We start from the raw sequence: 23239 nt of genomic DNA, 5'->3' as shown, positions 1-23239 counted from the left end.
CGATGAAAAGATACCTGTTTCACCGTCTGCTGGCGCTCCTGCCGGTACTGGCGGTGGTGGCGGTGGTGGTGTTTTGTCTGATTCACCTGGCGCCGGGCGATCCGGCGCTGGTTATTCTGGGAAATGACGCCAGTCCGCAGGATATTGCCGCGCTGCGCCAGCAGATGGGGCTGGACAGGCCACTGCTGGTCCAGTTCGCCAGCTGGGCTGGCGAGGTGCTTACCGGCGATTTGGGGCAGTCGCTGTTTTTAAATACCAGCGTGATGAGCCTGTTTTTACAGCACCTGACGCCAACGCTGGCGCTGGCACTGTATGCCCAGGCGCTGGCGCTGGCACTGGGGCTGGCGGGCGGCGTCATCAGCGCCTGGCAGCACGGAAGCGCGACGGACCGCGTTATTCGTATGCTGGCGACCTTTGGCATGTCGGTACCGGGTTTTTTGCTTGGCCTGTTTCTGATTTTCTTTTTCGCCGTGCAGCTGCGCTGGTTCCCGGTGGTGGGCTATCGTTCCACCAATACATCCTTCTGGTTAAACATCTGGTATCTGACGCTGCCCGCTGTGGCGCTTGGCCTGCGCATTGCGGCGCTGATCGCGCGGATGACCCGTGCGGTCATGCTGGATGTAATGCAGGAAGCATTTATCAGCACCGCACGGGCGAAGGGGGTGCCGGAGCGACTGGTACTGCTGCGCCACACGCTGAAAAACAGCCTGATCCCGATCCTGACGATTTGCGGCGAATCGTTCGCCTCGTTGGTCACCGGTACGATTGTGATTGAAAGCGTATTTGGCATTCCTGGCGTGGGCTCGCTGATCGTGGATTCCATCGAACGCCGGGACGTGACGGTGATCCAGGGCGTCGTGCTGCTGATCACCGTCTGCTATGTGTTGATCAATCTGGCGGTGGATCTGTTGAGCTATTTGGCCGATCCGCGTCTTTCCGTCGATGAAGGGGAAAAATGATGGTGATAAAGCATCCCGCGCGACTAATCTGGCCCGGCCTGCTGCTGGCTATCGTGCTGCTCTCCTTTTTCGCCAGCGCCCTCAGCCCCTGGGATCCCTACAGCATCGATCCGCTAAGCCGCCTGAAACCCCCTTCCGCCACCCACTGGTTCGGTACCGATAACTTCGGTCGGGATCTGTTCGTCCGGGTGGCGCTGGCGGTTCAGGTATCACTTTCGGTGGGGGCCGCCGTGGCGGCTATTGCCGGGGTGACGGGGATGGTCATCGGGCTGCTGTGCGCCTGGTATCGCCCGCTGGACCGGGTATTGATGCGCGTTTGCGACGGCCTGTTCGCCTTTCCTTCTCTGCTGCTGGCGATTGCGATCGTCGGCGTACTGGGACCGAATATTGCCAACGTCGTGCTGGCGCTTTCGCTGGTGTATGTCCCGTCGATTGCCCGTGTGATTCGCGGAGCGGCGATGGTGATTAAAGAGAAAAATTTTATCGAAGCGCTGCGGGCGCAGGGAGCCACCTCGTCGCGCATTATCTGGCTGCACCTGCTGCCCAACGTTATTTCACCGTTTATCGTTCAGGTCAGTTGGGTGTTTTCGGTCGCCATCCTCACCGAGGCGGCGCTGAGCTTTCTCGGCTCCGGCGTACCAGCACCGATGCCCAGTCTCGGCAACCTGCTGCTGGAGGGAAAGACGGTGATTTTTAGCGCCTGGTGGATGACCTTTTTCCCTGGATTAGCCATCGTACTGCTGATTCTGGGGCTGAATATCATTGGCGACGATCTGCGTGACAGCGCCGATCCGGGGCTTAAGCCCTTGCCGAGTCGGGTACTGCGGTTGTTGAAACAAGGGGGGCGTTATGGCTGAGACTTTGCTGCGTGTTAACAGGCTGGACGTCAGCTTCGCGACCCATCAGGGGGTAGTTTCCCCCGTGCGGGAGGTGTCGTTTCAGGTCAATGCTCATGAAACGCTCGGTATTATTGGCGAGTCCGGCTGTGGCAAAAGCGTCACCGCCCGGGCGTTGATGGGGCTGTTATCCCCCCGTACCAGCCGCGTCGAGGGTGAGGTTGTGCTGGCGGGTAAAGCGCTGCATTCGCTCCCGGCAAAGGCGCGTCGACAGATAAGCGGTCGGGAGATGGCGATGATCTTTCAGGACCCGCTGGCCAGCCTGAATCCGGTGATGACCATTGGGCTGCAGATTGATGAAAGCCTGCGGCTGCATACTCCGCTTTCTCGTGCGCAGCGGCGGGAGAAAATCCTCAGTCTGCTGGCGCAGGTCGGCATATCTGAGCCGGCGCGCTGCGCCAGCGCCTGGCCGCATGAGCTTTCCGGCGGGATGCGCCAGCGCGTGATGATCGCGATGGCTATCGCAACCTCTCCCTCGCTGCTGATTGCCGATGAACCGACCACGGCGCTGGACGCCACGATTCAGGCGCAGATTCTCGATCTGCTCGATGAGATAAAACAACAGACCGGGATGGGCATTATCTTTATCACCCACGATCTCAGCGTGGTGGCGCGACTGTGCCAGCGCGTGGTGGTGCTCTATGCCGGGCAGGTGGTGGAGGAAGCGGATGTGTACACGCTCTTCGAGCGACCGCGCCATCCGTATACCCGCGCGCTGCTGGCGGCGCGGCCTTCGGCAAATCATCCGCCGAAAACGCCGCTGGCGGAAATTCGCGGGCAGGTGCCTTCTTTGCACGCGTTGCCCGCCGGGTGCGCCTATGCCGATCGCTGTCCGCTGGCGCAGCCCCGATGCCGGACGCAGGCAGCAGCGCTGCGCCCCGTTGACTGCGAGGGACACCAGGTTCGCTGCTGGCGAGCGGAAGAAGGAGGTATTTGGCGATGACGACACCGTTGCTGACAGTCAATCAGCTATCAAAGACGTTCCTGCGCCGTGGGGATGCGGTGAGTGCGGTAGATAATGTGAGCTTCAATCTCCATGCGGGCGAGACCTGGGCGCTGGTGGGGGAATCCGGCAGCGGTAAAAGCACCACCGGGCGGCTGGTTCTGGGGTTAACGCCGGCGACCGCCGGTGACGTGGTGTTTGAGGGGCGCTCGCTGATGGGGCTCAATGCCGCAGGCTGGCGCAGCGTGCGCCGGGATATGCAGATGATTTTTCAGGATCCGCTCTCATCGCTCGATCCCCGGCGCCGTATTGGCTACAGCCTGGAAGAGCCGCTCATTATTCACGGCATCGACAAGCGTAAAATGCGGGTCGCCGAAATGCTGGAGCAGGTTGGCCTGCGCCCGCAGGATGCCGCCCGCTACCCGCACGAGTTTTCCGGGGGACAGCGCCAGCGCATTGGCATTGCCAGAGCGTTGATCCTCAAACCGAAACTGATTGTCTGCGATGAACCGGTCTCGGCCTTAGATGTGTCGATCCAGTCGCAGATACTCAATTTACTGATGGCGCTGCAGCGCGAATATGGGCTGGCTTACCTGTTTATCTCTCATGACTTAAACGTGGTCAGACACGTTGCTGACCGCGTGGGGGTGATGTACCGGGGCAAGATCGTTGAGCAGGGTGAGACGGAACGTATTTTCACCCATGCCGGGCATGACTATACGCGCTATTTACTGAACGCCATTTTACCTGCCCATCCGGCGGCGGCGGGCGAGAGGCGCGCATTGGCCAACGGTTAACGCGGACAGGAGTCGATTTGAACGCCATGTCGGTTATAATAGGCGCAAGTGAAGTGGTTCACGGCCCAATTAACCCGGCGCATACCGCCCCAGATGAGTATCTTTAATGAGTGAAATGATTTACGGCATCCACGCGGTGCAGGCCCTGCTCGAGCGCGCTCCAGAGCGTTTTCAGGAAGTGTATATTCTGAAAGGCCGCGAGGATAAACGCCTGCTGCCGCTGATCCACGCCCTTGAAGCGCAGGGCGTGGTGATTCAGGTGGCTAACCGCCAGTTTCTCGATGAGAAAAGCGAAGGCGCCGTGCATCAGGGGATTATTGCCCGCGTGAAGCCGGGACGCCAGTATCAGGAGAACGATCTCCCGGACCTGCTTGCCTCACTCGAACAGCCGTTCCTGCTGATCCTCGATGGCGTCACCGATCCGCACAACCTCGGCGCCTGCCTGCGTAGCGCCGACGCGGCCGGCGTACACGCGGTGATTGTGCCGCGCGACCGCTCCGCTCAGCTGAACGCGACGGCGAAAAAAGTGGCCTGCGGCGCGGCAGAGAACGTCCCGCTTATCCGCGTCACCAACCTCGCGCGTACCATGCGCCTGCTGCAGGAAGAGAACGTCTGGATCGTCGGCACCGCCGGCGAAGCGGACCACACCCTGTTCCAGAGCAAAATGACCGGCCCGATGGCGCTGGTGATGGGGGCTGAAGGCGAAGGCATGCGCCGCCTGACCCGCGAACACTGCGATGAGCTGATCAGCATCCCGATGGCCGGCAGCGTCTCTTCGCTGAACGTCTCCGTGGCCACCGGCATTTGCCTGTTTGAAGCGGTGCGCCAGCGTAGCTAATTCACGCCGGGCGCACGCCGCGGATGGCGGCTACTCGTCCAGCGCGCGGAGATGATCGTTTTTATTGAGCGTCATCAGCGCGACAATGCTCACCACCGCCGTCGCCATGACGTAGTACGCCGGAATATCAAGATTACCGGTCTGTTTGATCAAACCGGTAATAATCAGCCCGGCGCAGCCGGAGAACACGGCGTTAGAGAGCGAGTAGGCCAGCCCGAGCCCGGTATAGCGCACCCTCGTCGGGAACATTTCCGCCAGCATCGCCGGCCCCGGTCCTGCCAGCACCCCCACCAGTCCCCCGGCGATCAGCACCACGATTCCCTTCACCAGCAGCGTGCTGGATTCCGCCTGCAAAATTTTCAGCAGCGGTAGCGCCAGCACCAGCAGCAGTACGGCAGCCAGTACCATGACCTTACGACGGCCCCATTTATCGCTGAGCATGCCGGCGGGCAGAATGGTGATGGCGAAGCCGATATTGGAGATTACCGCAATCAACAGCGCCTGATTAAACCCGGTATGCAGCGAGGATTGCAGATAGGCGGGCATAATCACCAGGTAGGTATACCCGGCGGCGGACCAGACCATCAGGCGGCCAATGCCGGTTATAATGGCTTTTAGCGTATGGCTGAAGTTTGCGCTGGCCTGCGGTTGTTGCTGCTTCTGCTGGCGCAGGAACCCCGGCGTCTCCTCCATTTTCATCCGCAGCCAGAGCGCTACCACCCCCATCGGTATGGCAAGGAAGAACGGAATACGCCAGCCCCAGGCATGCAGCGCTTCCGGACTCAGGACGGCTGAAATCAGGGCGACGACGCCCGCTCCGGCCAGCAGGCCCAATGCCACGGTGAAGGACTGCCATGCGCCATACAATCCGCGTTTGCCGCGTGGGGCGAACTCGGTCATCAGCGAGACCGCGCCGCCGTATTCTCCGCCGGCAAACAGCCCCTGCAAAATCCGCAGCCCCGTTAATATCAGCGGGGCGGCGATACCGATGCTGGCATACGTCGGCACCACGCCGATGGCCGTCGTCGCCAGCGTCATCATCACCAGCACGATAATCAGCGTCGGCTTACGGCCGATACGATCGCCGATCCGGCCAAAGACGATGGCGCCCAGGGGACGAAAGAAAAAAGCGATCGCGAAGGAGGCGTAGGTCAGGATCAGGCCGGTTAGCGGGGCTTCCCCTGCCAGCTGGAAGAAGTTTTGGGCGATGACCGTCGCCAGGAAACCATAGACGGCAAACTCATACCATTCAATAAAGTTGCCGATAGAACCGGCGATCAGCGCGCGCCTGTGGGCGCCCATTGTCATTGTTGCGGTCTGCATAAATCATCCCGAAGTGCGCAAAACAGTCACAGGTGAATAAATTATTCCATACATTTCAGATCATAAAATTTAAAATTCTTATGCCTGTGATGGGCTTCACGGAGGGAGAGCGGTTTTTTTGTGACCGGATTCGCGGGCGAGGTCGGAGAAGGGTAGCCATACTGAATAGCAATGCCAATGACGGAAGGAGACAACATGGACTGGCAAACGCATACCGTGTTCAATCAGCCTGCGCCGCTGATGAACAGCAATTTGTTCCTCTCTGATAGCGCGCTGCGAGAGGCGGTGACGCGGGAAGGGGCGGGCTGGGATAGCGATTTGCTGGCCAGTATCGGCCAGCAGCTGGGGACGGCGGAATCGCTGGAGCTGGGGAGGCTGGCGAACAGCAACCCGCCGGAACTGCTGCGCTACGATGCGACCGGGACCCGGCTGGATGATGTGCGCTTTCATCCCGCCTGGCATCTGCTGATGCAGGGTCTGTGCGCAAATCGGGTGCATAATCTCGCCTGGCAGGATGAGGCGCGGGCGGGAGCTTTTGTCGCCCGCGCGGCCCGCTTTATGCTGCATGCGCAGGTGGAGGCCGGCACCCTGTGTCCAATAACCATGACTTTTGCCGCTACGCCGCTCTTGCAGCGCTCGCTGCCCAAACCGTTCAGCGACTGGCTGCCGCCGTTGCTAAGCGATCGCTACGATCCGCACCTTGCGCCAGGGAATCAGAAGCGCGGGCTACTGATCGGCATGGGGATGACGGAAAAACAGGGGGGCTCCGACGTGCTGATTAACACCACCCGGGCGGAAAAAACCGCCGAAGGCTGTTATCATCTGGTCGGTCATAAGTGGTTTTTCTCGGTGCCGCAAAGCGATGCGCACCTCGTGCTGGCGCAGGCGCCGGCCGGTCTCTCCTGCTTTTTTGTCCCGCGCCTTCTCCCTGACGGCCAGCGCAATGCGCTGCACCTTGAACGGTTGAAAGATAAGCTCGGTAACCGCTCCAATGCCAGCAGTGAAGTAGAGTTCTTTGAGGCCTGCGGCTGGCTGGTGGGCGAAGAGGGGGACGGGGTTCGGCAGATCCTGAAGATGGGCGGCCTGACCCGCTTCGACTGCGCATTGGGCAGTCACGCCCTGATGCGCCGCGGCTATTCCGTGGCGCTCTATCATGCGCTACAGCGGCAGGTCTTCGGTAAGAATCTGGTCGATCAACCGATGATGCGCCAGGTGCTGGGGCAGATGGCGCTACGTCTTGAAGGGCAGACCGCCTTTTTGTTTCGCCTGGCGCGGGCGTGGGATCGCCGCGATGATGTCAAAGAGGCGCTGTGGGCCCGCCTGTTTACCCCCGCGGCGAAGTTTGCGATCTGCAAATCCGCCATTCCGTTTGTCGCTGAGGCGATGGAGGTGCTGGGCGGTATCGGCTATTGCGAGGAGAGCGAACTGCCGCGTCTGTATCGCGAGATGCCGGTCAACAGCATCTGGGAAGGGTCCGGCAATATTATGTGTCTGGACGTGATGCGGGTGCTGAGTAAACATCCGGCGGCGCTGGAGCTGCTGGCGGCGGAGTGTGCGGAGGTGAAAGGGCGCAACCGGCATTTCGACCGTACGTGGCGACAGCTCCAGCAGCTGCTGCGGCGGCCCGCGGAAGAGCTGGGCAGAGAAATTACGCGACGGGTGTATATGCTTGGCGTCGGCGCGCAGGTGCTGCGCTACGCGTCGCCGCCGCTGGCCGAAGCCTGGTGTCGCATGATGCTCGACACCCGCGGCGGTATGCGCCTGGATGCGCCGACGCTGGACGATCTGCTGCTGCGTGCCATGGGCCGTGGGCGCCAGGCGCCTCAGGCGTAGAGAATGGCCTGTACCCGCCAGTTATCCGGCTGCTGTTCCTCGTACATCTGGACGATGCGATACCACGACGCGCCCTGCTCATCGGCCTTGACGGCGATGGCGTGCTCAACGTCCTGCGGACTGCCGGCAATATTATTGACGGAAATCAGGCCGATTTCATTGAGACCGGTGACGCAATCCGCACTGGCGAATTCCGCTGACTGTGCAGAAGTGTTTGCCGTCGCTGCGGTTAGCAGCAGGCCTGGTAAGTTAAAAGATCGTTTCATCGTCGTCAGCTCCATTTCACGTAGTCCCGAGGGCAGTCCGTTGCTAACGTCCTGCCAGGTTGGCTGGCCGAACGTTATTATGCACAGGAGAACGTGAATGGACGCAAAGCAGTGTAAAGCTGACTTAAAGACCGTGTACCGTTATTTACGGTACAGAATCGCCTGCGAATACCACTGGCCGGGAACCAGGGTGTCATCAATCATGACGATGACGTAGTAATCCGCTTTCGCCGCTTCTGCTTTGGTTTTCAACGCCGCTTCGACATCCATTGGCGAACCGTACATCAACACGCTCACCGTCCCCATTTTCTGTAGCCCGTTCGTCTGGTTACGGTGAATCTCTTGCGGATGATCGGTCGCGGATGGCGGTGCTTCTGGCGTCCCCTGCAGGACACTACAACCGCTTAACGCGATAGCCAGAAACCACGGTGTTAACCTGCGCATAACCATATCTCGTTTCCTGATAGTCATAGTGTAGTGGTAGCCTGAATCTCATTTCCGGGGAATGTTCCCGAAGTGTTATCTCTGACGCGATTTTCGAATGAAAATATCGTGAAAGCGTAACCGAGTTCTCAACATTATGAATCATGGGGGGACCTATTTGCTTGCGGAATATGTTAGCCCATGGCATACCAGCACTAAAGTGAAAGGAGATGATCAATGATTGCACTCGAGATACGTCGCCTCGCGGGGGGCGAAGTCCTGCACGCCTGTCCGCAGAATGCGCTGGATAAACCGTTGCCCTGCATCATCTTTTATCACGGATTTACCTCGTCGAAGATGGTTTACAGCTATTTTGCCGTCGCGTTGGCGGAAGCGGGATTTCGCGTGATTATGCCCGATGCGGCGGAGCATGGCGCCCGTTACGACGGCGATGAGCGCGGGCGGATGCAGCGCTTCTGGCCGATTTTGCTGCAAAATTTTGCCGAGTTTCCTGCGCTGCGTGCAGCCACTATCCAGCAGGGCTGGGTGGACGGCGATCGTCTGGCGGTGGCGGGGGCATCGATGGGCGGAATGACGGCGCTGGGGATCATGACCCATCATCCGCAGCTGAAAAGCGTGGCCTGTCTGATGGGCTCCGGCTACTTTACGCACCTCTCGCAGAGCCTGTTTCCTTCGCCTGCGGTCGGCGCCGAACAGCTGGCGGAATGGGATGTCAGTGAGCAGCTCAGCACGCTTGCCGAGCGGCCATTATTGCTGTGGCATGGGGATGAGGACGATGTGGTGCCAGCGGCAGAGACGTTCCGGCTGCAGCAGGCGCTGCGGCAAAACGCGCTGGCGAACAACCTGACCTGCGTCTGGCAGAAAGGCGTTCGCCACCGGATCACGCCGGAAGCACTGGCGACGACGGTGACTTTCTTCCAGCAGCATCTGTAAACGCGACGTTTTACGCCGCGCGAGGCGGGCGCCCCGCTCAGGAGGCGCCGGGAAACGCGACCGTTAGCGATAAATCACGGCGCTGGCGTGGATCGCGCCGTTGCTTTGCGGCTCGTGAATCAGGATCGGTTGGAAATATTTCGCGCCTTCAGCGTCGCTTTGCTGACTCAGCGCCTGATCGGCTTCTTGTTCAGTCGCCATGTTATGGTTGATATAGATCACGCCCAGGCTCTGCACATCGTCCATGTTTCGTGCCTGGCGCCCATCGATCTTGATGGCTGCGAGCGCGTTGGCGCTCAATAAAAGCGCAGCCATAACGGCAATGATGATGTATTTCATACTCTACGCTCCTTACGTTCAGCCGGCCATTCTGGCGTTAACTCAGGCTCCTCTTCGGTTATCGATAGTGTTGATCTAAGTGTAATCGCTGCCTGGCGGGTGCATCGCGACCATTTCTGATGAAGTTGTTCAAAAAAGTGTCGCTGCTGTCGTTGATTAATTTTAAATCACTGACTTAGCGCGACTTAGCGGTTAGTGCGAATTATTTGCGCAATTCGCTTGTCTTCCCAGGGCGGCGAAAGTAGAATGACGCGTCAATTTTTCGGCCGCCCTTTAACACGTTCCTTGCCTCCATGGGCCGCGGCTGACCCAGACAGGAGGCTGAATAATCCGTAAGGAGCAATTCGATGCGTCATTACGAAATCGTTTTTATGGTCCATCCTGACCAGAGCGAACAGGTTCCGGGTATGATCGAACGTTACACTGGTGCAATCACTGCAGCAGAAGGTACGATCCACCGTCTGGAAGACTGGGGCCGCCGTCAGCTGGCTTACCCGATCAACAAACTGCACAAAGCTCACTACGTTCTGCTGAACGTTGAAGCTCCGCAGGAAGCGATCGATGAGCTGGAAACTAACTTCCGCTTCAACGACGCCGTTATCCGCAGCATGGTAATGCGTACTAAGCACGCTGTTACCGAAGCATCTCCGATGGTTAAAGCGAAAGACGAGCGCCGTGAGCGTCGCGAAGATTTCGCTAACGAAACCGCAGATGATTCTGAAGCTGGGGATTCTGAAGAGTAATCCTGATGACCAACCGTCTGGAGCTGTCCGGCATTGTATGCAGGACTCCACTTCGTAAGGTCAGCCCGTCAGGAATTCCACACTGCCAGTTCGTGCTTGAGCATCGTTCAGTGCAGGAGGAAGCCGGTTTTCACCGGCAGGCGTGGTGTCAGATGCCCGTTATTATTAGCGGACAGCAGAACCAGGCCATTACTCACAGTATAACGGTCGGTAGCGCAGTAACCGTTCGAGGGTTCATTTCTTGCCACAAGGCAAAGAACGGCTTGAGCAAAATGGTTCTGCATGCCGAGCAGATTGAATTGATAGATTCTGGAGACTAGCCATATGGCACGTTATTTCCGTCGTCGCAAGTTCTGCCGTTTCACCGCGGAAGGCGTTCAAGAGATCGACTATAAAGATATCGCTACGCTGAAAAACTACATCACCGAAAGCGGTAAGATTGTCCCGAGCCGTATCACCGGTACCCGTGCAAAATATCAGCGTCAGCTGGCACGCGCTATCAAACGCGCTCGCTACCTGTCCCTGCTGCCGTACACTGATCGTCATCAGTAATCGGTCACGGTCCATTAATACGACTTTGAGAGGATAAGGTAATGCAAGTTATTCTGCTTGATAAAGTAGCAAACCTCGGTAGCCTGGGTGATCAGGTTAACGTTAAAGCGGGCTATGCTCGTAACTTCCTGGTACCACAGGGCAAAGCTGTTCCTGCTACCAAGAAAAACGTTGAATTCTTCGAAGCACGCCGTGCTGAACTGGAAGCCAAACTGGCTGACGTTCTGGCCGCTGCTAACGCACGTGCTGAAGCAATCAACGCACTGGGCACCGTTACCATCGCGTCTAAAGCTGGCGACGAAGGTAAACTGTTCGGTTCCATCGGTACCCGCGACATCGCTGACGCTGTAACTGCAGCTGGCGTTGCCGTCGCTAAGAGCGAAGTTCGTCTGCCGAACGGCGTTCTGCGCACCACCGGTGAGCACGAAGTGGACTTCCAGGTTCACAGCGAAGTCTTCGCGAAACTGGTTGTTAACGTTGTAGCTGAGTAATTTTTACTCCGTTCGCGTCGAGACGCCGGCCTTGTGCCGGCGTTTTGCTTTTCTGCATTCCCCGCTTTGCACCTTGCCGAAAAATCGCTGTTGCCACGCCCTGTTGCCGACGGCGGATAAGCCTCTGGCGGTAAAAACATCATGCTCAAAGCGCGCGTTGGCGTCGCGATGTCACACATCCGCTGGTCGACGGGCGGCGTACGGATGCGCAGAGGGCAGGGAGGCGAGGGGATGAATCTGTCCCGCCAGGCCGGGCGAGATACCCGGCATTGGCCGTGGGTTATGTGGCGGGCTATCGCGCGCGGATAAAGCTGCCGTTTGACTGACGGGTGAACAGCACCTGCTGCCCGCCGCCGGTATCGATCGTCAGGCCGGTGACTACGCCGTTCGCATTCTGGCGAATCTGCACCGTTTGCCCGGTTTGCAGCGAGCTTAAAGGCTTACCGGGGCCTTCCACCTGCGCCATGGCATACACGTCGGTCGGCGGCAGGTTATGATCGCGGAACAGCTGAGCCAGCGTTTTGCCGGCTTCGATGCGGTAAGTGCGCCACTGTTGTTCAATACCCGGAGTCGATTGTTGCTGCTGTTGCTGCTGCGGTTGCGAGTAGGCCTGGCTCTGGCTCTGTTCCACCGGCTCGTCCTGGACGGGCTCCGGCGCCACCGGCGCCATCTGATCGGCATCATTGACCGTCGGCGTGGTGGTAATGGGCGGCAGCGGCATGGCCTGCTGGGATGAGGATGACGGCTGGGACTGCGATTGCAGGTCAAGGTTAGCCTCACGCGCGCTCTGCGCCGGGCTGCCGCTATCCTCAGACGGGAGCAGTATGCCGATAATCACCAGCAAGGCGCCGGCAATAATGCCCCGGCGATGCATCGGCGGCAGCGGATCCATAATGCGAATCTGATCCGGGGCGTGCCAGATCTTCGCCAGGGTAGATGTGATGTCAAAGCGCCCGGGCATGGCTTTCCTCCTGCTCCGCATATTTTTATCCTGCTCCGTAGAGTATAGATGGCTAACTTCCTGATGGCCGAGACAAAGATATGTTTCGTGAGGTTAACCTGATATCTCCTATTGTTTCTGTTTCCCTCAGATTTGTCATCATCTCTGCGACAAAGTTTTACCCGTCGGACGATGGCTGATATGCTGCCCACCACTTTATACTCGTCGTCTTTCGAGTCGCTGGAGCGCAGGCTGCGCCCGCAGCCTGCGGTCACATCGTGACTCAGGTTGTCGGGAATCCATGAACCTGCCCGCTTCGGCCATTCAAAATCCTGCGAGTATGAAATTTTCCCCCGATAAATAAGGAAAGAAGATGGCAACCCCGACTTTTGACACTATTGAAGCGCAGGCAAGTTACGGTATCGGCTTGCAGGTTGGACAACAGCTGAGCGAATCCGGCCTGCAGGGGCTGCTGCCTGAAGCACTGGTTGCCGGCATTGCCGATGCGCTGGAAGGTAACCAGCCGCAGGTGCCGGTGGAAGCCGTTCATCGCGCGCTGCGTGAGATCCACGAACGTGCCGATGCGGTACGCCGCGAGCGTTTCCAGGAAATGGCGGCCGATGGGCAGAAATACCTCGATGAAAACCGCGAACGTGAAGGCGTAAACAGCACCGAATCCGGCCTGCAGTTCCGCGTCCTGACTCAGGGTGAGGGCGCTATCCCGGCGCGTACCGACCGCGTACGTGTGCACTATACCGGTAAGCTGATTGACGGTACCGTATTTGACAGCTCCGTCGCCCGCGGCGAGCCGGCTGAATTCCCGGTTACCGGGGTGATCGGCGGCTGGATTGAAGCGCTGACCCTGATGCCGGTAGGTTCCAAATGGGAACTGACGATTCCGCACAATCTGGCTTATGGCGAGCGTGGCGCGGGGGCGTCTATTCCTCCGTTCAGCACCCTGATTTTTGAAGTTGAACTGCTGGATATTATCTAATCAGCAGATGCTTCCTCTCCCTGAAGGGGGAGGAAGCGACTAAAAGTAGCGCAAAATCCTTAACTCAAGAATTTGATGGAATTTTATATTGCATATCTGCTTTTTGGGTGTATTTTTGTGAACTGTTTCGCGCAACCGGAGTGATATAACACTCACTTTAAACATAAAATTAACATTATATCTAAATCATAGTATTCATCCCTCCGATTCTTACCTAATATCGATAAACCCTTTTCCGGGGTTATGACAGATGACGGGCCATCAGAGCCTGAACAACACAGACAGGTACAACAGGAAGAAAATCACATGGTAGATCAGGTCAAAGTCGCTGCCGAAGAGCAGGCTCCGACTGAACAATCGCTACGGCGAAATCTCACGAACCGGCATATTCAGCTTATTGCTATCGGTGGCGCCATCGGTACCGGGCTATTTATGGGCTCCGGCAAAACCATCAGCCTCGCCGGGCCATCCATTATTTTTGTTTATATGATCATCGGCTTTATGCTGTTTTTCGTCATGCGTGCGATGGGCGAATTGCTGCTGTCGAACCTGGAATATAAATCATTCAGCGACTTCGCCGCCGATCTGCTGGGGCCGTGGGCGGGATATTTTACCGGCTGGACCTACTGGTTCTGCTGGGTGGTGACCGGGATGGCTGACGTGGTGGCGATTACCGCCTACGCCCAGTTCTGGTTTCCCGGGCTTTCCGACTGGGTGGCCTCGCTGGCGGTGATCCTGCTGCTGCTGAGCCTTAACCTCGCCACCGTAAAAATGTTTGGTGAAATGGAATTCTGGTTCGCGATGATCAAAATTGTCGCTATCGTGGCGCTGATTGTCGTCGGCCTGGTGATGGTGTTGATGCACTTCAAATCGCCGACCGGCGTCGAGGCTTCCTTCGCTCATCTGTGGAATGACGGCGGCTGGTTCCCGAAAGGCATCAGCGGGTTCTTTGCCGGTTTCCAGATCGCGGTCTTTGCATTCGTCGGGATTGAGCTGGTGGGGACCACCGCCGCGGAGACCAAAGATCCGGAGAAATCCCTGCCGCGCGCGATTAACTCTATCCCGCTGCGCATTATTATGTTCTACGTCTTCGCGCTGATCGTGATTATGTCCGTGACGCCGTGGAGCTCCGTGGTGCCGAGCAAAAGCCCGTTCGTCGAGCTGTTCGTACTGGTTGGCCTGCCGGCTGCCGCCAGCCTGATTAACTTTGTGGTGCTGACTTCGGCCGCCTCTTCCGCCAACAGCGGCGTGTTCTCGACCAGCCGTATGCTGTTCGGTCTGGCGCAGGATGGTCAGGCGCCGTCGATGTTCGCCAAACTGTCGAAACGAGCGGTACCGGCGAAAGGACTGACCTTCTCCTGCATGTGCCTGCTGGGCGGCGTGGTGATGTTGATGGTTAATCCGAGCGTGATTGCGGCGTTCACCATGATTACCACGGTCTCGGCCATTCTGTTTATGTTCGTCTGGACCATTATTCTCTGCTCGTACCTGGTCTACCGCAAAAAGCGTCCGCATCTGCATGAGCAGTCCAAATATAAGATGCCGCTGGGTAAACTGATGTGCTGGGTCTGTATGGCGTTCTTCGTCTTCGTTCTGGTGCTGCTGACCCTGGAAAGCGATACGCGCGAAGCGCTGATCGTCACGCCGCTGTGGTTCATTTTGCTGGCGGCGGGCTGGTTCCTCGCCGGTAAGAAACGTCTGGCGCAATAAAAAATCTTCGGGAGAGATGTTTAACGTTGTTTGCAACGGCCCGTCATAAAAAGGGCCACCGAAGTGGCCAATAAGACTGACAATATCGAGGGCGCCCTGCGGGCGCCTTTTTTTTATTTATTTTCCCGCGAGGGCACGCGGGAACAGAACGTTGTTTTCCAGACTGATGTGTTCCATCAGGTCGTCGATCAGTTCGTTAATGCCGTTGTACATCGCTTTCCACGTGGTGCAGGCTTCCGCCGGCGGCGTCACATTGTTGGTGACATGCTTAATCACTTCCAGCAGTTCACCCGCTTCGTCGTGTTCGCCTTCCATGACGCTGATGGGCCCGGCGGCGTGGGTGCCCATGCCCTGTTTGATCATCGGGAACAAGATCTGCTCCTCTTTCATCATATGGCTGGAGAGCTCCTGGTGCAGCATGGTCAGGTATTTGGTTAAGCCGGCCGGCACGCCTGCTTTGCCGGCATGCACGCGCTCAACTTTGGTCGCCTGCAGGATCAGCTCCGGCAACTGCTCGCGGTGGCGGTCGTGATAACGAGCGATGATGTGATCGATGATTTCCGCATACGGCACGACGCGCCAGTCCTTTTCGACCGGCTCTTCCGCCAGTCTGGCTAGCTCGGCTTCAATCACCGCGACGTCCAGCTCCTTACGCGATGCGGCACGATCCAGCGTCTGTTTACCGCCGCAGCAGTAGTCCATATCATATTTACGGAACAACGCGGAGGCGCGGGGGATCGTCAGCGCCAGCTCGCCTAAAGGTTGGTCACGAAAAGCCATAGCGAATACCTCGTCTTGAAGAATATAAGATGTATTTTAAATGCATCTTATTGGCAAGGAAATACCCCTTTCGGATACCAGGCTATTTTTTGTGGTCGCAGACCCGCTCCAGCAGCAGCGGTTTTTCTGGTCGTGAGCGCACCGCGGAGACCACGCCGAGGACCAGCAGCAGGATACCGCTGAGCGTCAGCAGCGGCGGCATGCTGTGGCGCAGCAGGAAGGTATACAGCAGGCCTGCCAGCGTTTCGAAAACGATAAGCGGCCCGAGGATCACTGTGGGGAGTTTCTGACTGGCGATGTTCCAGCACAGCGCGCCCACCCAGGAGCAAAGGACCGCAATCGCCAGCATCAGCGTCACGAAGACCGCCGGGCGTGGGCCAAACGGTAAGGGGAAGTCGACCTGCTGGCTATGTAGCCACCCGCAGGCCACCAGGTAGCCCGCCAGCGACACCGGGAGGGTGACCAGCGCCTGCGCCGTCGCCCACATCATCGGGTGTTTGTCCGGGTTCTCCCGCAGCCAGCGGGCATTACGCAGGGCGTACCACGCCCAGCAGGCTACCGAGATCAGCGCCAGGCTAATGCCGGAAAAGTAACGCCAGAGCGTAAAATTGGGCAGGCCCTGGCGAAGCTCGGCAATATTAACGCACAGCAGGCCGATGGCGATGCAGGTCAGCGCCGGAAACAGCCGTCGCCACGGCAGTTTACCGTCGCGCTGACTGTAGAGCAGGTTCGCCATCACCGGCAGCACCACCGGCAGGGTACCGATAATCATGGTGGAGACCGGCGCGCCGGTGCGCTGGATGGCGCTGGCGAGGCACACGTAATAGATCAGGTTGCCCATCATGGTCAGCCCGAGCGCCGTCCGCCAGTCTCGCCCGGAAAGCTGCCGCAGTCGCGCGCGGCCAAGCCACGCCAGGGGCAGGGCGATCAGTCCCAGCGCCAGATAGCGTCCCATCGATTGCAGTAGCGCCGGGTATTCCGGCACCAGCAAGGGGCCGACGAAAATCAGTCCCCACATCAGCCCTGCCAGCAGGGCATACAACACGCCACTAATCATCACGCCATCCACACTCGTTTCCGTTGGCGAAAGTGTAGAAGAGGCGACGCCGGGAATATTGTATGAGGTTGCGCATTAGCGCCGGGCGACCTGCTTTTGATAGCGCACCGGGGTGATGCCGTAGCGGCGGGTAAAGGCGCGGGTCAGATGCGACTGGTCGGTGAGGCCGGTCGCCGCGGCGACTTCGGCGGCGGGCATGCCGTGGGTGAGAAACGCTTTCGCCCGCCACAGACGAATGGCCATCAGCATCTGGTGGGGAGTAACGTGGAAATGGGCCTTAAACTGGCGTTGAAAATGGTATGGACTCAGGGCGACAACCTGCGCCAGCTCATCGAGGGAAATTGCCCGCATATAGTTGTCGTGCAGATAGTCGCGCACGCGTTCAAAGCGGTGAGCCGCTTCCGCCTGGACGGGGGCGTGGTGCGCCAGCGGACGGAAGGTATCAATCACATCGAGCAGCAGGCCCTGCTGGGCCAGCGGATCGTCGGTGTGCCAGAGGCCATAAATAAGCCCGCAGAGCTGCTGCGAGCGCTGCGGATCCTGTCGTACCACTTCGCTGAACCACCAATGGCGTACGCCGGTCACCTCTTCCAGCATCCGGGGATCGAGATAGACCATACGATAGCGCCAGCCGTCGGCGGTGGCCGCTTCGCCGGTGTGCAGCTCGTCCGGGTTCATCGTGACGATGGAGTTCGCCGCAGCCACGTGCAGGCTGCCGCGATAGCGAAAACGCTCGGCCCCCAGTTCTATCGCGCCAATACCGAAGGCTTCATGGGTATGCGGTTCGAAGGCGTAGCGGGAAATATGGGCATGATACAGCTCAACGCCGGGCACCTGCGCCAGATGGCGAAAACGCGCGCTGTCTCTTTCATCGTGGAACTGTTCCGGTACGCCCTGCATCAAATTACTCCCGACGGACATCCTGTCATTATTGGGGATGACCCGCCGGGATGCTACAAAAATTAACCTTTTTGCAACTGTTACAGGATGCCTTTGATGCTCTCAGCCAGCGGCGTCGTCGGGCGGCCAATCAGCGCGCTCAGGGTACGGCTGTCGTCAAACAGACCGCCTTTAGACGCGCCGATATCCGAGTCGGCGAGCATATCCGCCAGCCCAGCCGGCAGGCCAACGTCCTTCAACGCCGCGGCGAAGTCGGCTTCGCTGAGGTTCTGATAGACCACGTTTTTACCGCTCTGCTTGCTTAGCTCGGCGGCCAGCTCGCTGAGCGTCCAGGCCTCGTCACCGGCCAGCTCATAGACCTTCCCGGCGTGACCCTCTTCCGCGACGACGCGGGCGGCGGCCTGGGCATAATCGGCGCGGGTCGCCGAGGCGATTTTGCCGTCACCGGCGGCACCGATAAACACGCCATGCTCAAGCGCCGGCGGGGCGCTGGCGAGATAGTTCTCGGTGTACCAGCCGTTACGCAGCAGAGCATAAGGAATGCCGGAGTCGGCGAGCATTCGCTCGGTTTCCACATGCTCAACGTGCAGGCCTAGCGGCGACTTATCGGCGTGCAGCAGGCTGGTGTAGGCAATAAATTTCACCCCGGCGGCTTTGGCGGCGTTAATCACGTTACGATGCTGCGCTGCCCGCTGGCCCACTTCGCTGGAAGAGATCAGCAGGAGCTTGTCGACGCCCTGTAGCGCCGCGGTGAATGCCGCTTCGTCAGTGTAATCGGCCTGGCGGACGATCGCACCCTGCTGGCTCAGCGCTTCGGCTTTTGCCGGATTACGCACAATCGCCACAATCTGGCTGGCGGGGACAGTTTCTAACAGATGCTGCAGGACGAGGTGGCCAAGCTGGCCGGTCGCGCCGGTAATAGCGATCATCAGTATTCTCCTTCGTGTCGAGTGGCAGTTGTGGTAAGCTAACACCTTAGCTAACTTTTAGTAAGTACGTACAAAAAGGTAAGTATGAAAATGGCGAATCCGACGCTGAGCGAACAGATGCGCGATGGCAATCTGTTTGCGGAAGAGTGCCCATCACGGGACGTGCTGAAACATGTGACCAGCCGCTGGGGAGTGTTAATCCTGATCGCGCTGCGTACGGGAACCCACCGCTTCAGCGATTTACGCCGCAAGATGGGCGGCGTCAGTGAAAAGATGCTGGCACAGTCGCTGCAGGCGCTGGAGCAGGACGGCTTTATCAACCGGGTTGCGTATCCGGTGGTGCCGCCGCACGTAGAGTATAGTCTGACCCCGCTCGGTGAGCAGGTGAGTGAGAAAGTTGCGGCGTTGGCCGACTGGATTGAACTGAATCTGCCCGTGATTCTGGCGAACCACGAGCAGGCTGTCGCCTGACGCGAGAAGCCGGATCGCGGCGGCAGTACCTGCTCCGGCCTGTCGCCGCGCGTTGGACTCCTGCTTTGTAGCCCCGCGAAGCGCAGCGCGAGCGGGGAATGCAATTCGTTATTTACTCAAATCCAGCTGGTAAATCGCGAAGCCGATATCATCGGTGGCGACCTGATGCATCGGATACCGCGCTTTCTCTTTGATAAACGCCGCCGCTTTTTCACCCGGGGAGGTCTCAAAGCGGATATCCAGCGGCGCTGTGCTATGAATAGGGGCCAGCCGCCAGTTGTTGTCGGCCGCCGGGTGGATCGCGCCCGCTTTTTTCGACTCCGCGCCGATCCACGCCGCCAGCACCGAGCGGTTCTCGTCCGGGGAGGCGAAAGCAATGTGGCTATCGCCGGTACCGGCAAATTTACCGCCGTAGGCGCGGTAGTTATTGGTGGCGACGAGGAAGGTGGCCTGAGGATCGATCGGTTGGCCGTTAAAGGTCAGTTCCTTAATCCGCTCCGCCTGCGGGTGAATCATCTGGCATTCGCCGTCGTAGCGCGCCGGCTGGCTGACATCAATCTGGTAGTTCACCCCGTCAATCACATCAAAGTTATAGGTGCGGAAACCGTCCCAGTTGATTAAGGACTGCGGTTTGCTGCTCTCAGGGTCAATCTGATTAAACTGCCCCGCGGAGCACTCCAGCCACTCCTTGACCTCTTTACCGCTGACCTTCACCACCACCAGGGTGTTGGGATAGAGATACAGGTCGGCGGCATTGCGGAAGGTGAGCTGGCCTTTTTCCACCTCAACGAAGCTGGCCGGGTCGTTTTTACGGCCGCCGACTTTAAACGGCGCGGCGGCGGAAAGCACCGGCAGCTTCGCCAGATCCGGATCGCCCTGGATAAAGTGTTCAACATAGGCCTTCTGCGCCATGTTCACCACCTGCACGGTGGGGTCGTCCTGGACCAGCGCCAGGTAGCTATACATGTTGTCTGAAGATTGGCCGATGGGCTGGCTGACGAACTCGCGGGTGGCCTCATGGTCGGCTTTCAGCACCTGCACCATCCGCGTATCTTCCGCCGCCAGCGATTTCTTCGCTACCGCGTCATAGATCGGGCGCGCCTCGGCTTTGGCCCCGGTGACCTGCCACTTTCCGCCATCGTTGTTCAGTACCAGATCGACGATGCCGAGATGGTCGCCCCACATGCCGGGCATCACGGCCGGAACGCCGTTAAGGGTCCCTTTGTCGATATCCGCGCCTTTAATGTCGGCGAAATCTTTCCCCGGGAACACCGCATGCGCGTGGCCAAACATGATGGCATCCACGCCCGGCACCTGGCTTAAATAGTAAACTGAGTTTTCCGCCATGGCCTGGTAGGGGTCAGCGGAAAGGCCGGAGTGGGCGACCACCACCACGATATCGGCCCCTTCCTCGCGCATTTGCGGCACGTACTGACGGGCGGTTTGCGTAATGTCGTTGACGGTGACTTTGCCGCTGAGATTGGCTTTATCCCAGGTCATAATTTGCGGCGGCACAAACCCGATGTAGCCGATGCGCAGCGTCTGCGTTTTGCCGTCGTTATCCTTTACCATCGTCTCTTTGATCAGGTACGGCGTAAACATCGGTTTGCCGGTTTTAGCATCGATAATATTGGCGTTTACGTAGGGGAATTTCGCCCCGGCCAGCGCTTTGTGCAGAAAATCGAGACCGTAGTTGAACTCGTGGTTACCGAGGTTGCCCACCGCGTAGTCGAGGGTGTTCATCGCTTTATACACCGGGTGCACATCGCCGCTTTTGAGCCCTTTGGCCGCCATATAGTCGCCCAGCGGGCTCCCCTGAATGACGTCGCCGTTGTCGACCAGCACGCTGTTTTTGGCTTGCTGGCGGGCTTTTTCAATCAGCGTGGCGGTACGCACGAGGCCGAATTTTTCCGTTGCGGCGTCTTTGTAATAGTCGAAATCCATCATGTTGCTATGTAGATCGGTGGTTTCCATGATCCGCAAATCGACCGTCGCGGCATTCACGCTGGCCGCGATCAGCGTGGCCAGTAACGTTGCGCTAAACTTAATCATCAGAGGCGTCCTTTTTATGAGCAATGGCACAGAAGGAAATGTATGTACATTCTGTTGCTTACAGAAGTGTGAATCATGCCAGAAAAATGAGTTGTGAAACCGCCATCGCTATCACAGATAGCGGAACTCGCAGCGATGCGATATAACTAAAACAACGAGTTAACGCCACTGTAACCAGACGAGGTGGAGAATGTTAGAACAAGTATGTCAGCTGGCACGAGCCGCAGGGGATGCCATCATGGACGTCTATGATGGTAAGCAACCGCTGGAGGTGGCCAGTAAGAAGGATGATTCTCCGGTGACCGCGGCGGATATCGCCGCACACAAAGTGATTATGAGCGGCCTGCAGGCGCTGACGCCCGACATCCCGGTGCTGTCTGAAGAAGATCCTCCCGAATGGGAAGTCCGTCAGCACTGGCAGCGCTACTGGCTGGTGGACCCGCTGGACGGCACCAAAGAATTTATTAAACGTAACGGTGAATTTACCGTCAATATTGCGTTGATTGAACAAGGGAAACCCGTTCTGGGCGTGGTGTACGCGCCGGTGTTAAAGGTGCTGTACAGCGCGGAAGGCGGCAAGGCGTGGAAGGACGAATGCGGGGTGCGTAAGCAGATTCAGGTGCGTGATGCCCGGCCGCCGCTGGTGGTGATCAGCCGCTCTCACGGCAACGATCCGGAGCTGGAGGAGTATCTGCAACAGATCGGCGAGCACCAGACGACGTCGATCGGTTCGTCGCTGAAATTCTGCCTGGTGGCGGAAGGCCAGGCCCAGCTCTACCCGCGCTTCGGGCCGACCAGTACCTGGGATACCGCCGCCGGCCACGCCGTTGCGGTCGCCGCCGGGGCGCACGTTCATGACTGGCAGGGGCGGAGTCTGGACTATACGCCGCGTGAATCGTTCCTTAACCCCGGCTTCCGGGTCTCTATTTACTAAGCAGCTTGTGCAGCAGCGCGACGACCTGCTGCACTTCCCCTTGGGTGAGCGCCCCGTCTTTCGCCCACTGGACGCGTCCATCCTTATCCAGTACCACAATGGCTGAGCTCTCTTCCTGCAGATCCCAGGCTTTGCGGGCCACACCGTTGCTGTCGACAATAAACTGCGACCACGGGTAGAGCTGCTTGTTGTTTTCAATGCTGCTGCGCACAAATACCCCGGAACCCGGGATGGCATCATCGGTATTGACGATGGTGGTGGTCTGATAGCGATCGTGCGGTAATTTCGCGGCTTTGATCGCCTCTATCAGGGTGGCGTTTTTCTCTTTGGCCGAGGTGCGTCCGGCGATGTGCTGCACTACGCGTACTTTTCCCGCCAGCTGTGAGCTATTCCAGTTTTTATAGCTAAACTTATCATTATCCAGAATTAATTCTCCCCGGTCGGCAATGCCAACCGGCGCGACGCGCTGGCCGTCGACAAAATTATGCGCTGAGGCCATCAGCGGCAACAGCAGACATGAAGCCGCCAGTAGGTTACGTAGGGTCATGATGGGTCCTTATTTTATGCAGGTGATCCGACCACTTGGTCTTGCTTAAGCATAAATGCGATTTACCGGCATTACACGCAATCAGGGTGCCAGTTTGCGTGTTAACGCACATAATCGAAGGAAATCGGCGACTTATACTAGCTTCTACGTATGTTTGAAAAGAAAGTTCTTAATTATTGTCATCAAAAGGTAAATAAACTTATGCATGCTGGGTATTACAGAAGTTCTGGACTATAGTTTCAGGGCATTAAAATTTGCGCTCCCGAATCGTGGTCCGGATGTGGTACCACAAGAGCGTAACCCTGGCAGGAGACAACAATGAAAATTTTCCAACGCTACAATCCGCTACAAGTAGCGAAGTACGTGAAGATCCTGTTCCGTGGACGGTTATATATCAAGGACGTTGGCGCTTTTGAGTTTGATAAGGGCAAAATCCTTATCCCGAAGGTCAAAGACAAGCAGCATTTGTCTGTGATGTCTGAAGTCAATCGTCAGGTTTTGCGTCTGCAAACGGAGATGGCTTAACCTGAAAGTGATATAGCTATGCGGTAAAAAAACGGCTCCTGAT

General features: G+C 58.0%; 27 protein-coding genes. 16 read left to right on the top strand and 11 right to left on the bottom strand.

Annotated features, from left to right (window positions below; genetic code table 11):
- The first annotated feature begins 2 nt into the window (after positions 1–2).
- The 5 genes from EDF73_RS16620 (at position 3) to rlmB (ending at position 4433) form a co-directional block, all read left to right on the top strand.
- Complete coding sequence (locus EDF73_RS16620; protein ID WP_085396958.1) at positions 3–959, top strand: ABC transporter permease; 957 nt, start codon at positions 3–5, stop codon at positions 957–959.
- The gene (locus EDF73_RS16615; protein WP_132730193.1) at positions 956–1816 is read left to right on the top strand and encodes an ABC transporter permease; all 861 of its coding nucleotides are present in this window, start codon (positions 956–958) and stop codon (positions 1814–1816) included. Before EDF73_RS16620 ends, EDF73_RS16615 begins: the two co-directional genes overlap by 4 nt.
- The gene (locus tag EDF73_RS16610) at positions 1809–2798 is read left to right on the top strand and encodes an ABC transporter ATP-binding protein (protein ID WP_132730192.1); all 990 of its coding nucleotides are present in this window, start codon (positions 1809–1811) and stop codon (positions 2796–2798) included. Before EDF73_RS16615 ends, EDF73_RS16610 begins: the two co-directional genes overlap by 8 nt.
- Positions 2795–3595 (top strand): ATP-binding cassette domain-containing protein, encoded by an 801-nt coding sequence (locus EDF73_RS16605; RefSeq protein ID WP_132730191.1) that lies wholly within the window; start codon positions 2795–2797, stop codon positions 3593–3595. The genes EDF73_RS16610 and EDF73_RS16605 overlap by 4 nt, the downstream gene beginning before the upstream one ends.
- 106 nt (positions 3596–3701) lie before the next feature.
- Positions 3702–4433: a 23S rRNA (guanosine(2251)-2'-O)-methyltransferase RlmB gene (gene rlmB, locus EDF73_RS16600; protein ID WP_004857074.1), complete on the top strand. Its 732-nt coding sequence runs from the start codon at positions 3702–3704 to the stop codon at positions 4431–4433.
- 30 nt (positions 4434–4463) lie between these two features.
- Here rlmB and EDF73_RS16595 read toward each other — a convergent pair whose 3' ends face one another.
- Entirely contained in the window at positions 4464–5756 is a 1293-nt protein-coding gene (locus EDF73_RS16595; protein WP_132730190.1) for an MFS transporter, read from the bottom strand.
- Between the two features lie 195 nt (positions 5757–5951).
- Here EDF73_RS16595 and EDF73_RS16590 point away from each other — a divergent pair, with 195 nt between their 5' ends.
- A complete protein-coding gene (locus tag EDF73_RS16590; protein ID WP_132730189.1) occupies positions 5952–7589 on the top strand; it encodes an isovaleryl-CoA dehydrogenase in 1638 nt (545 codons plus the stop codon).
- On the opposite strand, the gene yjfN is transcribed toward EDF73_RS16590, so the two are convergent.
- A complete protein-coding gene (gene yjfN / locus EDF73_RS16585; RefSeq protein WP_165905733.1) occupies positions 7580–7855 on the bottom strand; it encodes a DUF1471 family protease activator YjfN in 276 nt (91 codons plus the stop codon). The genes EDF73_RS16590 and yjfN overlap by 10 nt on opposite strands.
- A 141-nt stretch (positions 7856–7996) precedes the next feature.
- The gene (gene bsmA / locus EDF73_RS16580; protein ID WP_243655227.1) at positions 7997–8305 is read right to left on the bottom strand and encodes a biofilm peroxide resistance protein BsmA; all 309 of its coding nucleotides are present in this window, start codon (positions 8303–8305) and stop codon (positions 7997–7999) included.
- Positions 8306–8515: 210 nt separating this feature from the next.
- Here bsmA and yjfP point away from each other — a divergent pair, with 210 nt between their 5' ends.
- Positions 8516–9232 carry an esterase gene (gene yjfP, locus EDF73_RS16575; RefSeq protein WP_132730186.1) on the top strand — a complete coding sequence of 239 codons (717 nt, stop codon included), beginning with the start codon at positions 8516–8518 and terminating at the stop codon, positions 9230–9232.
- A 63-nt stretch (positions 9233–9295) separates the two neighbouring features.
- Here the strand turns inward: yjfP and EDF73_RS16570 are convergent, their stop codons facing one another.
- Positions 9296–9571 carry a DUF1471 domain-containing protein gene (locus tag EDF73_RS16570; RefSeq protein ID WP_132730185.1) on the bottom strand — a complete coding sequence of 92 codons (276 nt, stop codon included), beginning with the start codon at positions 9569–9571 and terminating at the stop codon, positions 9296–9298.
- Between the two features lie 347 nt (positions 9572–9918).
- Between EDF73_RS16570 and rpsF the strand changes: the two genes are divergently transcribed.
- The 4 genes from rpsF to rplI are packed head-to-tail and all read left to right on the top strand — an operon-like array spanning position 9919 to position 11357.
- Positions 9919–10314 (top strand): 30S ribosomal protein S6, encoded by a 396-nt coding sequence (gene rpsF, locus EDF73_RS16565; RefSeq protein WP_004098001.1) that lies wholly within the window; start codon positions 9919–9921, stop codon positions 10312–10314.
- Positions 10315–10319: 5 nt separating this feature from the next.
- The gene (priB, locus tag EDF73_RS16560) at positions 10320–10634 is read left to right on the top strand and encodes a primosomal replication protein N (RefSeq protein ID WP_132730184.1); all 315 of its coding nucleotides are present in this window, start codon (positions 10320–10322) and stop codon (positions 10632–10634) included.
- A 4-nt stretch (positions 10635–10638) separates the two neighbouring features.
- Positions 10639–10866: a 30S ribosomal protein S18 gene (gene rpsR, locus EDF73_RS16555; protein ID WP_000135199.1), complete on the top strand. Its 228-nt coding sequence runs from the start codon at positions 10639–10641 to the stop codon at positions 10864–10866.
- Between the two features lie 41 nt (positions 10867–10907).
- Complete coding sequence (rplI, locus tag EDF73_RS16550) at positions 10908–11357, top strand: 50S ribosomal protein L9 (RefSeq protein WP_132730183.1); 450 nt, start codon at positions 10908–10910, stop codon at positions 11355–11357.
- Positions 11358–11649: 292 nt separating this feature from the next.
- Here the strand turns inward: rplI and EDF73_RS16545 are convergent, their stop codons facing one another.
- On the bottom strand, positions 11650–12318 hold the full coding sequence (locus EDF73_RS16545; RefSeq protein ID WP_132730182.1) for a LysM-like peptidoglycan-binding domain-containing protein: 669 nt from the start codon (positions 12316–12318) through the stop codon (positions 11650–11652).
- Between the two features lie 352 nt (positions 12319–12670).
- On the opposite strand from EDF73_RS16545, the gene fklB reads away from it, so the two are divergent.
- Complete coding sequence (gene fklB, locus EDF73_RS16540) at positions 12671–13291, top strand: FKBP-type peptidyl-prolyl cis-trans isomerase (protein WP_015585317.1); 621 nt, start codon at positions 12671–12673, stop codon at positions 13289–13291.
- A gap of 306 nt (positions 13292–13597) precedes the next feature.
- Positions 13598–15001, top strand: a complete 1404-nt coding sequence (gene cycA / locus EDF73_RS16535; protein WP_132730181.1) for a D-serine/D-alanine/glycine transporter — start codon at positions 13598–13600, stop codon at positions 14999–15001.
- 117 nt (positions 15002–15118) lie between these two features.
- On the opposite strand, the gene ytfE is transcribed toward cycA, so the two are convergent.
- From ytfE to EDF73_RS16515, 4 genes are all read right to left on the bottom strand, one after another.
- On the bottom strand, positions 15119–15781 hold the full coding sequence (gene ytfE, locus EDF73_RS16530) for an iron-sulfur cluster repair protein YtfE (RefSeq protein WP_132730180.1): 663 nt from the start codon (positions 15779–15781) through the stop codon (positions 15119–15121).
- Positions 15782–15863: 82 nt separating this feature from the next.
- Positions 15864–16838: a DMT family transporter gene (locus tag EDF73_RS16525; RefSeq protein ID WP_132730179.1), complete on the bottom strand. Its 975-nt coding sequence runs from the start codon at positions 16836–16838 to the stop codon at positions 15864–15866.
- 75 nt (positions 16839–16913) lie between these two features.
- The gene (locus EDF73_RS16520; protein WP_132730178.1) at positions 16914–17738 is read right to left on the bottom strand and encodes an AraC family transcriptional regulator; all 825 of its coding nucleotides are present in this window, start codon (positions 17736–17738) and stop codon (positions 16914–16916) included.
- A gap of 80 nt (positions 17739–17818) precedes the next feature.
- The gene (locus EDF73_RS16515; RefSeq protein WP_132730177.1) at positions 17819–18667 is read right to left on the bottom strand and encodes an SDR family oxidoreductase; all 849 of its coding nucleotides are present in this window, start codon (positions 18665–18667) and stop codon (positions 17819–17821) included.
- A gap of 84 nt (positions 18668–18751) precedes the next feature.
- Here EDF73_RS16515 and EDF73_RS16510 point away from each other — a divergent pair, with 84 nt between their 5' ends.
- Complete coding sequence (locus EDF73_RS16510) at positions 18752–19138, top strand: helix-turn-helix domain-containing protein (RefSeq protein WP_132730176.1); 387 nt, start codon at positions 18752–18754, stop codon at positions 19136–19138.
- A gap of 108 nt (positions 19139–19246) precedes the next feature.
- On the opposite strand, the gene EDF73_RS16505 is transcribed toward EDF73_RS16510, so the two are convergent.
- A complete protein-coding gene (locus tag EDF73_RS16505; protein WP_132730175.1) occupies positions 19247–21190 on the bottom strand; it encodes a bifunctional 2',3'-cyclic-nucleotide 2'-phosphodiesterase/3'-nucleotidase in 1944 nt (647 codons plus the stop codon).
- 190 nt (positions 21191–21380) lie between these two features.
- On the opposite strand from EDF73_RS16505, the gene cysQ reads away from it, so the two are divergent.
- Positions 21381–22124 carry a 3'(2'),5'-bisphosphate nucleotidase CysQ gene (cysQ, locus tag EDF73_RS16500; protein WP_132730174.1) on the top strand — a complete coding sequence of 248 codons (744 nt, stop codon included), beginning with the start codon at positions 21381–21383 and terminating at the stop codon, positions 22122–22124.
- Here the strand turns inward: cysQ and EDF73_RS16495 are convergent.
- Positions 22114–22671: a YtfJ family protein gene (locus tag EDF73_RS16495; protein ID WP_132730173.1), complete on the bottom strand. Its 558-nt coding sequence runs from the start codon at positions 22669–22671 to the stop codon at positions 22114–22116. The two genes, cysQ and EDF73_RS16495, sit on opposite strands and share 11 nt — an antisense overlap.
- Positions 22672–22989: 318 nt before the next feature.
- Here EDF73_RS16495 and EDF73_RS16490 point away from each other — a divergent pair, with 318 nt between their 5' ends.
- Positions 22990–23196 (top strand): DUF1107 domain-containing protein, encoded by a 207-nt coding sequence (locus EDF73_RS16490; protein ID WP_004857160.1) that lies wholly within the window; start codon positions 22990–22992, stop codon positions 23194–23196.
- Positions 23197–23239 lie beyond the last annotated feature (43 nt).

Source organism: Klebsiella sp. BIGb0138 (assembly GCF_004342285.1).
In the GTDB taxonomy this organism is placed as follows: domain Bacteria; phylum Pseudomonadota; class Gammaproteobacteria; order Enterobacterales; family Enterobacteriaceae; genus Klebsiella.
Note: the sequence above shows the minus strand (reverse complement) of the source record. Positions and strands in the feature narration are given on the sequence as shown.